The sequence below is a fragment of the Bradyrhizobium pachyrhizi genome (genome assembly GCF_001189245.1).
GTDB classification, from domain to species: Bacteria; Pseudomonadota; Alphaproteobacteria; order Rhizobiales; family Xanthobacteraceae; genus Bradyrhizobium; species Bradyrhizobium pachyrhizi.
The window spans coordinates 265570-276077 of record NZ_LFIQ01000039.1 but is presented as its reverse complement, the minus strand read 5'-3'; the positions used below and the strand labels follow the sequence as shown (position 1 = coordinate 276077).

The 10508-nt window shown below is 63.9% G+C and carries 12 protein-coding genes and 1 pseudogene; 4 read left to right on the top strand and 9 right to left on the bottom strand.

The features are described 5' to 3' along the window. Both AKL29_RS43950 and AKL29_RS06055 read right to left on the bottom strand, forming a co-directional pair. On the bottom strand, positions 1-228 hold a 228-nt coding region (locus AKL29_RS43950; RefSeq protein WP_210168317.1), incomplete at its 3' end, for a hypothetical protein. A gap of 33 nt (positions 229-261) precedes the next feature. Continuing rightward, positions 262-867, bottom strand: coding sequence for a TetR/AcrR family transcriptional regulator (locus tag AKL29_RS06055; RefSeq protein WP_026192040.1), 606 nt, complete (start codon positions 865-867; stop codon positions 262-264). Between the two features lie 365 nt (positions 868-1232). On the opposite strand from AKL29_RS06055, the gene AKL29_RS06050 reads away from it, so the two are divergent. The 3 genes from AKL29_RS06050 (at position 1233) to AKL29_RS06040 (ending at position 4856) form a co-directional block, all read left to right on the top strand. Further along, entirely contained in the window at positions 1233-2036 is an 804-nt protein-coding gene (locus AKL29_RS06050) for an SDR family NAD(P)-dependent oxidoreductase (RefSeq protein WP_050383464.1), read from the top strand. Between the two features lie 36 nt (positions 2037-2072). Then, positions 2073-3203, top strand: coding sequence for a DUF5938 domain-containing protein (locus tag AKL29_RS06045; protein ID WP_050383463.1), 1131 nt, complete (start codon positions 2073-2075; stop codon positions 3201-3203). 123 nt (positions 3204-3326) lie between these two features. Then, a complete protein-coding gene (locus AKL29_RS06040; RefSeq protein WP_050383462.1) occupies positions 3327-4856 on the top strand; it encodes an AMP-binding protein in 1530 nt (509 codons plus the stop codon). 116 nt (positions 4857-4972) lie between these two features. On the opposite strand, the gene AKL29_RS06035 is transcribed toward AKL29_RS06040, so the two are convergent. Beyond that, positions 4973-5530 (bottom strand): cytochrome P460 family protein, encoded by a 558-nt coding sequence (locus AKL29_RS06035; protein WP_050383461.1) that lies wholly within the window; start codon positions 5528-5530, stop codon positions 4973-4975. Between the two features lie 273 nt (positions 5531-5803). Between AKL29_RS06035 and AKL29_RS06030 the strand changes: the two genes are divergently transcribed. Next, positions 5804-6151, top strand: coding sequence for a DUF6665 family protein (locus AKL29_RS06030; RefSeq protein ID WP_050383460.1), 348 nt, complete (start codon positions 5804-5806; stop codon positions 6149-6151). A 72-nt stretch (positions 6152-6223) separates the two neighbouring features. Here the strand turns inward: AKL29_RS06030 and AKL29_RS06025 are convergent, their stop codons facing one another. The 6 genes and pseudogenes from AKL29_RS06025 to AKL29_RS44455 form a co-directional block, all read right to left on the bottom strand. Then, positions 6224-6493 carry a BQ00720 family protein gene (locus tag AKL29_RS06025; RefSeq protein ID WP_016843536.1) on the bottom strand — a complete coding sequence of 90 codons (270 nt, stop codon included), beginning with the start codon at positions 6491-6493 and terminating at the stop codon, positions 6224-6226. Between the two features lie 50 nt (positions 6494-6543). Then, positions 6544-6969, bottom strand: a complete 426-nt coding sequence (locus AKL29_RS06020) for an Hsp20 family protein (protein WP_021082592.1) — start codon at positions 6967-6969, stop codon at positions 6544-6546. A gap of 170 nt (positions 6970-7139) precedes the next feature. Then, complete coding sequence (locus AKL29_RS06015; protein ID WP_050383459.1) at positions 7140-8222, bottom strand: sn-glycerol-3-phosphate import ATP-binding protein UgpC; 1083 nt, start codon at positions 8220-8222, stop codon at positions 7140-7142. Beyond that, positions 8222-9070, bottom strand: a complete 849-nt coding sequence (gene ugpE / locus AKL29_RS06010) for a sn-glycerol-3-phosphate ABC transporter permease UgpE (RefSeq protein WP_028337531.1) — start codon at positions 9068-9070, stop codon at positions 8222-8224. The genes AKL29_RS06015 and ugpE overlap by 1 nt, the downstream gene beginning before the upstream one ends. Next, entirely contained in the window at positions 9070-9951 is an 882-nt protein-coding gene (gene ugpA / locus AKL29_RS06005) for a sn-glycerol-3-phosphate ABC transporter permease UgpA (RefSeq protein WP_050383458.1), read from the bottom strand. The genes ugpE and ugpA overlap by 1 nt, the downstream gene beginning before the upstream one ends. A 163-nt stretch (positions 9952-10114) precedes the next feature. Beyond that, positions 10115-10508, bottom strand: a pseudogene (locus AKL29_RS44455) (sn-glycerol-3-phosphate ABC transporter substrate-binding protein UgpB); the annotation flags it as partial.

Genomic DNA, 10508 nt, shown 5'->3' with positions numbered 1-10508 from the left:
TCGGTGCTCGCGCTGCCGCCGGCGAGCGCGGCGTAAACGTTCGCATTCGCGAATTCGTTCGCCCAACTTGTTATCAAGACATAGACTGCGCGCCACGCGGTGGCGCACGTCAATGTCGATCGTTTCAATCTCCGTAGCCCGGATGGAGCGAAGCGCAATCCGGGGAAATCTTGCAACTGGCGAGAATCCCGGATTTCGCTGCGCTCCATCCGGGCTACGAAGCTTCATCGGGGCTACGAAGCTGCGTACTTCGCAATTCCCTCAGCAGATCGTCGGCAGCAGACGGCGGACTTCGTCGAGCAGATCGGGGATAGCCTTTTCGTCATTGGCGAGATGCCGGAGCAGCGCGCTCTGGAACAGGCCGTCGAACAGCGCGTACAGCGCGGCCGGAGACGATGCCGGCCGCTTGTTGCCGAGCTCGGCGTAGCGCGTGGCGATGCGCCAGATCATCGCTTCCAGGCTCTTGTCGATCTCGAGCACGTCCTTGCGGAACGCCGGCTCGAACATCGCCTGCGAGCGCAGATCGTACCAGAGCCGATGCATGCGCGCTTCGTTCTCGAGCGTTGCCGCGAGCTTGGCGAGGAAGCCTTCGGTCAATTCGTCGCGGCTGCGTGCTGTCGTCACCACCTCGTCATAGCGCGTCACGCATTTCGCCTTGTAGTGGCGGACGCAACAGCAGATCAGGTCGAGCTTGTCGCTGAAGTAGTAGTGAAACACGCCGTGCGTGAATGCGGAGTTTTGCGCGATCTCGCGCAGGCTGGTCCGCGCGAAGCCGAGCTCGCCAAGCGTCTCCAGCGCGGCCTCCGCGAGCTCGACGCGCCGCGCGTTGAACTTCTCGTCGCGCAGCGCCTCGGCCGCTACAGCCACGCGTTGGGCCGCTCCTGTCGCTTGCCGCGCCATTCCGTGCCTTTCCTCTGCTTCTTCCCTCTAGCAACTATACCGCGACGACCGCGGCGCGCTCCATCTCTTCACAACCATCCTCTTTGACACTTGTCAAATTCAACCTTGACAAGTGTCAAGTTCCTGGACGAGGGTTGGCGAAATAATTTGGACAACCGTCAAGACGGCTGACCAATCGACGAACCAGGAGGAAATGCACCGCCGGGGCGCGCCAACGCCGCGCCCTGCCGACGTCGGCCGCGATCACCATTGCGCTCCAAATGCGCAGGCCCCGGCCCGCGCTGCCTCTGTCAGCACCACCATCAATCGGCAAGCAAAGGGAGGACTACGTCATGAGTGGGAAGAGCCTTGAAGGCAGGAAAGCCCTGGTCACCGGCGGCGCCCGGGGCATTGGCGCGGCGATCGCGCAGGCATTGGCGCGGTCCGGCGCCGCGGTCATGATCGGTGACATTCTGGATGACGCCGGCAAGGCCAGTGCGGCCGAGATCGCCAAGTCGGGGGTGAAGACCGGCTTCGCCAGGCTCGACGTCACCGACGATGCGCAATGGGAGCGCGCCGCCGCCGCGACGGTCGAAACCCTCGGCGGCTTCGACATCCTGATCAACAATGCCGGCATCGAGATCACCTCGCTGGTCGCCGACATCAAGGCCGAGGACGCGCGCCGCATGTGCGACGTCAACATCGTCGGCACCGTGCTCGGCATGAAGCACGCCTTCCGCGCGATGCGGCCGGGCGGCGCCGCGGGCAAGGGCGGCGCGGTCGTCAACATCGCTTCGGTCGCGGCGACGATCGCCTTCCCGAGCATCGCGGTCTATTCCGGCACCAAGTCCGCAGTCGACCGTATGACGCGCGTCGGCGCGATGGAAGCCGGCAAGCTCGGCTATGGCGTGCGCGTCAACTGCATCTATCCCGGCCTGATCCCGACCGACATGGGCCTGCAGCTTGCCAATGACATCGTGAAGATCGGTCTCGCGCCCGACGTCAACGCCGCCGTCGGTTCGGTGGTGGAGCAGACGCCGCTCGGCAAGCTCGCGGAGGTCTCCGACATCGCCGACGCCGCCGTGTTCCTGTGCTCGAACGATGCGCGCTTCATCACCGGCATCGGCCTGCCGGTCGATGGCGGCATGGGCATGTAGCAACAAAGCCGACAACAAGCATTTCGGAGGATCGCAATGAGCGAGAAGAAGCCCGTCATCGTCTATGGCGCTTCCGGCTATACCGGCCGGCTGGTCTGCGAATATCTGCGCGAGTACAACATCCCCTTCATCGCCGCCGGCCGCAGCGCCGAGAAGCTCAACGCCGCGATGAAGTCGAACGTGGCCGGCATCGAGACCGCCGACTACGAAGTCGTGTCGGTGCCGCACACCGTGGCCGCGCTGACCGAATTGTTCAAGGGCGCCTCCGTGGTGCTCAACACCGTGGGCCCCTTCGCCAAGTTCGGCGGCGAGGTGGTACAGGCCTGCCTGGCTGCCAAGTGCCACTATACGGATACGACCGGCGAGCAGGACTGGCTGATCACGCTCGAACATGAGTTTGGCACGAGGTTCGCCAATGCCGGCCTGCTGCTGGCGCCGGGCATCGCGCAGATGTACACCACCGGCGAGATCGCCGCGCAGCTGTGCCTGGAAACGCCCGGCCTCGACACGCTCGACATCGCCGTGTTCTGGGGCGGCAGCCCGACCATCGCCTCGACGCAGACCATCCTGGTCAACGCCGCGATGGCCAAGGCCTACTACCTGGAGCAGAACAAGTACGTCGAGCATCAGCCCGATGCCGGCCTCTACAACCTCGCCATCCCCGGCCAGCACGAGCTGGCGCTGGCGCTGCCGTGGGGCGGCACCTCGCACCCGGTGTGGTTCAAGCAGGATCCGCGCGTGGCCAACGTCAAGGTGCTGGGCGGCGTGTTCAATCGCGCGCTGATGCTGGGCGTACCGCAGATCGTCGCTGCGGCGCTGGAGGCGACCAAGGACATGAAGCCCGACGAGCGCTACGCCGCGTTGGCGCAGACCGCTGCCGGCGTGATGAACACCATGCCGCCGCGCGAGAACCCGCGCGTCAACAAGTCGCTGGATTCGGTGTATGCCTCCGGCCCGCTGGGGCGCGCGCACTGCGTCATCTACGGCAACAGCAACTACAAGCAGACCGGCATGCTGCAGGCCTATTCTGCCGCGCACCTGCTGCAGCAGCCGCCCAAGCGCGTAGGCTTCGCCTCCGGCTGTCAGGCGTTCGGCCATCGCGAGCTGCTCGGGCAATTGCGCAGTTTTGGGCTCGTCGGCAAGCCGGTCCTGACCGTGCATGATTGAGCTTGAGCCCCGATCGGATCGGGGCTCAACACTCCGTTCCCTGAAGCGTTTTCGTTTTGCTCGAAAACGCACCTTCGCGGGTGACGCACTAGCGCGTCACCCGCCTCTTGCGCGAGACCTGCCATGCGCTTCATCGATTATCTCGACAAGGGTGCCTCGCTCGGCGCTGACGCGCCATGCCTCACCATGGACGGGCACGACCTCAGCTACGGCGAGGTGCAGCGGTTGAGCTACCGGATCGCGCGCGGGCTCGACCGGTCGGGCATCGCTCCCGGCGAGAAGGTCGCGATCCTGTCCGGCAACGATCCGCTCGCTTTCGCCTGCGTGTTCGGCATCTCGCGCGCGGCTGCCGTGTGGTGTCCGATCAATCCGCGCAACGAGGCCGCCGAGAACAAGTTTATCCTCGATCAGTTCGATTGCAGCCTGCTGCTGTTTCATTCGACCTTCGCGCCGATGGTCGAGGCGGTCCGGCAGGACCTGCCCAAGCTGCGCGCGCTGGTCTGTCTCGACGCCGAGCTGCCGTTCGCGCCGTCATTCGACCGCTGGCTCGGCGGGCTCGCCGACGATGTCTATCAGCGCGCCACGATCGACGATCTCGCGATGATCCCGGGCACCGGCGGCACCACCGGCAAGCCGAAGGGCGTGATGCTGTCGGGACGCAACATCGAGGCGATGACCGCGCTGACCCTGATGGGCTATCCGTTCAAGGGCCGTCCGATTTATCTCGCGCTGGCGCCGCTGACGCATGCCGCCGGCGTGCTCTGTTTCCCCATCATGACGCTGGGCGGCCGCGTCGTGATCATGCACCACCCTGACATCGGCGAGTTCCTGGTGCTGATCGAGCGCTACCGCGTCACCCACACCTTCCTGCCGCCGACCGTGATCTACATGCTGCTCGATCATCCCGGGCTCGACGCGGCCGATCGCAGCTCGCTGCAATGTTTCTGGTACGGCGCGGCACCGATCTCGGCGACGCGGCTCGCCGAAGCCCTGAAGCGGATCGGGCCGATGGCGCAGCTGTTCGGCCAGACCGAGGCGCCGATGATGATCTCGATGATGCCGCCCGCCGATCACTACAATCCGGACGGCACCATCGCGATGGAGCGACTCTCGTCGGCTGGGCGGATAGGCCCGCTGGTGCAGGCCGGCATCATGGATGGCGACGGCAAGCTTTTGCCGGCAGGATCGCGCGGCGAGATCGTCGTGCGCGGATCGCTTGTCATGGAAGGCTACTACAAGAACCCCGAGGCCACGCGCGAGGCTTCGGCGCATGGCTGGCACCACACCGGCGATATCGGCTACATCGACGGCGACGGCTACCTGTACATCGTCGATCGCGCCAAGGACATGATCATCACCGGCGGCTTCAACGTGTACTCGATCGAGGTCGAGAACGCGTTGCGTGCCCATGAGGCGGTGCAGGATTGCGCCGTCATCGGATTGCCCGACGACAAATGGGGCGAGCGGATCGTCGCCGTGGTGCAGCCGCGCGCCGGCCACACCGTCGATGCGTCCGCGCTGGCCGCCTTCGTCAAGCAGCAGATCGGCAGCATCAAGACGCCGAAGCAGATCGAGGTCTGGGACGATCTCCCGCGTTCCAAGGTCGGCAAGGTGCTGAAGCCGGACATCCGCGCGCGGCTGGTGCAACGCTAAAGCATGATCCGGAAAGTGCGAAGCGGTTTTCCGAAAAGATCATGCTCAAACAAAGAGCTAAGGCGCGGTGACGATTCAACCTGATCTCATCGCGCTTTAGCCGTGCGATCCGGTGTCTACCTCTTGCCGTACTCGGTGAAGACGTAGTCGCGATTCTGTACCACCGTGTGGCACGCATAGCCGCACTTCGCGTCATTTTCCTGGGGCGGATTGTCCGCCCTGGTGGCGGGCCTGAATACATCCGACGCCGCGTCATACTCGAACGCGCCGTATCCCCATCCGCCGCTGTCCGCGAACCTCTTGCTGTCCTTGACCATGAAGTCGACGTCGTGCTGCGCGCCCGGCACCGTCGGCTGACCGGGATACGCCTCCTGCTTCTTCGGGATCCAATGGATCTTCGCCATCTTGGCGCCGTCCGGGAACGGCTTGCCATTGCCGGGTATGCCTTCCCGGAAGGCGCCGATCATCGCCGGATTGCCCAGGATCGCGGCGATGACGCCTTCGTTCTCGCTGATCGCGATCACGGGCCAGTCCTCGTATCCCCTGAACTCGGAGAACGCGAGACCATTGGGCACTTGCAGGCTGTATTTGTCCTGCGCGGAAATCGCGACGCCGGTCGCGAGGACGGAAATCGACACTGAAGCAACGAGATTGATCAGCGAGCTCTTCTGCATGGTCGCATCTCCTTCAATCGATTTGGCGGCGAATAATTCTTGCTGGAAATTCCCCTGTCGCAGTGCTTCTCGCGGGAACTTATCACAGCACGGAAATGCACAGAGCGAAATCGAGCCGCGGCCATGGTCCGCTGCCCAAGGCTGCGCAATGAATTGCTCAAGTTGAGCGAGCTTTCGCTTGGCGGTCGAAGACACGAGCACTTATTGACAACCAGCCGATGACGCCGGAAGACGGACGCGCGCAACATTGCGTGTGCGAACCAGGGATGACTGATGTCCCGCGATTTTCGCCTTGATAGCGTTCCCGTCGACGTTCTCGCTTACGAGCTCTCCGAGGAGAGGGCGAGTGCGCTCGGCCGCATGGGTCGCGCGCTGGAACAGGAGCTCGCCAAGCTGCGCGAGTTCGATGCCGCCCATCCGCGCGATGAAGCATCGACGTCAACACGACAGGCACGGCGCCTCCTGGTGCGGGAGGCAGGCCATGCGCTCTGGATGTTCGTGGTGCAGCGGGAGGCCTGCGGGCTGCGCAACAACCGCATGCTGATGCGCGACTACAACGTCCCCGGCGAGGTGCAGCTCAGCATGGGCCCGATGCTCGCCACATCGACGCAATCGCCATAAAAAATGCGCGGGCCGCCTCGGTGTCGAGGCCTGCCCGCGCATTGAATTCGCGGATGCTAATTCAACCCTGCGTCAGTGGACGCTGACGGCCTGCAGCTCGTTGCTCCATGCGTTCGCGACGGCGGCTTCGCGGCTGTCGGTCAGCATGATCGGCGTGCCGTCGGCGGCGTGCAGTGCGAACAGTTTGAGGCCCGGCGCGATCTTCGGCGCCTGCGGAAAGAGATCCGGCACGTCCTCGGAGCGGACCTGCTTCACATAGGCGATATGACCTTCGCCCAGATGGGCCAGCGCTTCCGGCGTGACGCTCTCGGATTCGATGGTGGTGGTACTCAGTTCACTCATGGTCTCGACTCCTCAGTCAGATAAGCGGTCGAGTCCGCTCGTTGTTTCTATTATTCGTGCTCATTGATAGCGATTGTCTTAATGACCCGTTCAGGTTCCGGCCTGGCCAGATCAATCGACAACAACCCGTTCTTCAGATCCGCGCCCAGCACCTGCATCCCCTCCGCCAGCACGAAGGTGCGCTGGAAGTGGCGCGCGGCGATGCCGCGATGGATGTATTGCCGAGCCTTGTCGTCCTGCTGGCGGCCGCGGATGACGAGCTGATTTTCCTCAATAGTTACATCGAGTTGGTCGCGGGTGAAGCCCGCCACCGCCAGCGTGATGCGCAGCCGTTCAGGCTGCCCGTTGGTACGGTCGCACCGCTCGATGTTGTACGGAGGATAGCCGTCGGCGCCCTTCACGACGCGGTCGAGCGCACGCTCGATCTCGTCGAATCCCAAAAGGAACGGACTGGACAACGATGGAACACGAGACATTACAAAGTCCTCTCGAAGCGACTTTGAGGGGCCCTTGCGGCGCCCCATGCAACCGGCGGGCCGTCCGGCCTCCGGTCAGTGAGGGATATGGGGGCGATCTGGATAGCGTTCAAGCAGCCCCGAAACCAGCCTAAACGCCCGCAACATGGGGGTAAATTCTTCCCGATCGGTTACTCCCCGACGCGCTTGCGGCCGTCGGCGGTATAAAGATGCAGCTTGTCACGGGGGGCGACGGCCCGGATCCGCTCGCCGATGGCTGGACCCGAGACGCCGGGAACCCGGACGATCACCTCGCCCGGCGGCAGCTCGCCCGGATTGGCGGCAACGCCCTGCTCCTCGCGCTGGCGGCTGCCATAGACGAAGGTCTCGGCGCCGACATGCTCGATCGCCTCGACCGTGAGGCCAAGCGCGACGCCGCCGGATCCGGTCTCGCTCGAGATCACGAAATCCTCCGGCCGGATCCCGACAATGCCGGCGCCGTCGGCGCCCGTGATCTGGGACTTCAGCTCGTCCGCGCGCAGCGGCATCAGGTTCATCGGCGGGGCGCCGATGAAGGAGGCGACGAAGGTGGTTGCCGGCTTCTGGTAGATCTCCAGGGGATTACCGATCTGCTCGACCTGCCCGCCGTTCATGACGACGAGGATGTCGGCGAGCGTCATCGCCTCGAGCTGGTCGTGGGTGACGTAGATCGATGTGGTGTTGAGCCGGCGCTGCAGCTTGCGGATCTCGACCCGCATCGCGATGCGCAGCTTGGCGTCGAGGTTCGACAGCGGCTCGTCGAACAGGAACACTTTCGGCTGGCGCACGATGGCGCGGCCCATCGCGACGCGCTGGCGCTGGCCGCCGGAAAGCTGGCGCGGCTTGCGCTCCAGCATCGGCGACAGCTCAAGGACACGCGCGGCTTCCTCGACGCGGGTCTTGATCTCGGCCTCGGCCATGCCGCGGTTGCGCAGGCCGTAGGCCATGTTGTTGTAGACGCTCATATGCGGATAGAGCGCGTAGTTCTGGAACACCATCGCGATGTCGCGATCGGCGGGCTCGACCTGGTTGACGACGCGGCCGCCGATGTCGATCTCACCGCCGGTGATGGTCTCGAGCCCCGCGACCATGCGCAGCAGCGTGGACTTGCCGCAGCCGGAAGGGCCGACCAGCACGCAGAACTGGCCGTCGCCGACGTCGACATCGACACCCTTGATGGCCTCGAAGCCGCCTGGATAGGTCTTGCGGACGCTGCGCAGCGTGACGTTAGCCATTACTTTTCCGTCTCCACCAATCCGCGCACGAACAGTTTCTGCATCACGACGACGACGAACACCGGCGGCAGCATCGCGAGCAACGCCGTCGCCATCACGATCGGCCATTCGGTCAGCGCATCGGTCGTCGTGATCATCTTGCGGATGCCGACCTGGATGGTCTGCATGTCGTCGCGCGTCGTGATCAACAGCGGCCAGAGGTACTGATTCCAGCCGAGGATGAAGAGGATCACGAACAGCGCCGCCATGTTGGTGCGCGACAGCGGCAGCAGCGTATCCCAGAAGAAGCGGAACGGGCCTGCGCCGTCGATGCGCGAAGCCTCCAGCAATTCATCCGGCACGGTCATGAAGAACTGGCGGAACAGCAGCGTCGCGGTGGCTGACGCAATCAGCGGCAGCGACAGGCCGGCATAGCTGTCCAGCAGATGCAGATCGGCGACGATCTTGTAGGTCGGATAGATGCGTACCTCGACCGGCAGCATCAAGGTGATGAAGATGATCCAGAAGATCGCCATCCGGAACGGAAACCGGAAATACACGATCGCGTAGGCCGAGATGATCGAGATCGCGATTTTGCCGACCGCGATCAAGAGCGCCATGATCAGCGAGTTCAGCATCATGTGGAGCACCGGCTCGCGGGTCGAGCCGCTCGTGCCGACAAACAGCGTCTGGTAGTAGGTCTGGAGGAAATGGCCGCCGGGCAGCAGCGACATCTGGCCGTTGGCGATGACGGCATTGTCCTGGGTCGAGGCGACCAGCGCGAGATAGACCGGGAAGGCCACGATCGCGATCCCGATCCACAGGATGACGTGAGCCAGATAGCGCTGAAAGCCCTCCTCCTCGACCATCAGTAGGTCACCTTGCGCTCGACGAACCGGAACTGGATCGCCGTCAGCATGACGACGATGACCATCAGGATGACCGACTGCGCCGCCGACGAGCCGAGATTGCCGCCGAGCAGGCCGTCCGTATAGACCTTGTAGACCAGCGTCTCGGTCGCCTTGCCGGGACCGCCGCGGGTCATGGTGTCGATGATGCCGAAGGTGTCGAAGAAGGCGTAGACGATGTTGATGACCAAGAGGAAGAAGATGGTCGGCGATAACAGCGGGAAGATCACGGTCCAGAACCGCCGCATCGGACGGGCGCCGTCGATCGCGGCGGCCTCGATCACGCTCTTCGGGATGCTCTGCAGCCCGGCGAGGAAGAACAGGAAATTGTAGGAGATCTGCTTCCAGGCCGCGGCGAGGATGATCAGGGCCGCCGCCTGGTCGCCGTCGAGCAGCGGATTCCAGTCGATGCCCATGGCGCGCAGATAGCGCGACAGCACGCCGAGCGAGGGGTGCAGCATGAACACCCAGAGCACGCCGACCACCGGCGGGGCCACCGCATAGGGCCAGATCAGCAGCGTGCGATACAGCGTCGAGCCGCGCAGCGGCTTGTCAGCCATGACCGCGAGCAGCAGCGCGAAGGACAGCGAGGAGACCGCGATCGCGAACGAGAACACGAAGGTCCGGACGATCGCCGCGAAATAGGCCGGCTCCTTGAACAGATCGAGATAGTTCTCGAACCAGACGAAGCTGGTGGAGAGACCGAAAGCGTCCTGCAGCAGGAAGGATTGGATCACCGCCTGCACGGCCGGCCAGTAGAAAAAGATCAGGACGATCGCGAGTTGCGGGGCAACCAGCGCGTAAGGCAACAGCTTTGATTGGAAAATCGCTTGCTTTTGCATGGGTTCGGAAGAAGGGCGGGCCGCGGATGCGGCCTGCCGGTTGATGGCCCTAAAGCGCGATGAGATGAGGTTGGATCGTCATCGCGCCTTAGCTTGTCGTCTGGGCATGATCTTTTCGGAAAACCGCTTCGCACCTTTTTGGATCAAGCCCGAAGGCATCATGTCAGCGGACGGCGGTCTTTTCAAACTGCCGCAGCATCTGGTTGCCCCGCTCGACGGCGGCGTCCAGCGCCTGCTTGGCGGTCTTCTTGCCGGCCAGCGCCTGCTCGATCTCCTCCGACCACATGTCGCGCAGCTGCACCATGTTGCCGAGGCGCAGGCCGCGGGAATTCGCGGTCGGCTCCTTGTTGGTGAGCTCGAGCAGCGGGGTCTCGAGATAGGGCTGGTCCTTGTAGAAGCCTTCTTCCTTGGCCTTGGCATAGGCGGCCTTGGTGATCGGCAGATAGCCCGAGGCCTTGTGGATCCAGACCTGGCGGTCGGTGTCCGAGAGGAAGGTCAGGAACTTGGCCACGCCCTTGTATTCCTCGGCCGACTTGCCGCCCATCACCCAGAGCGAG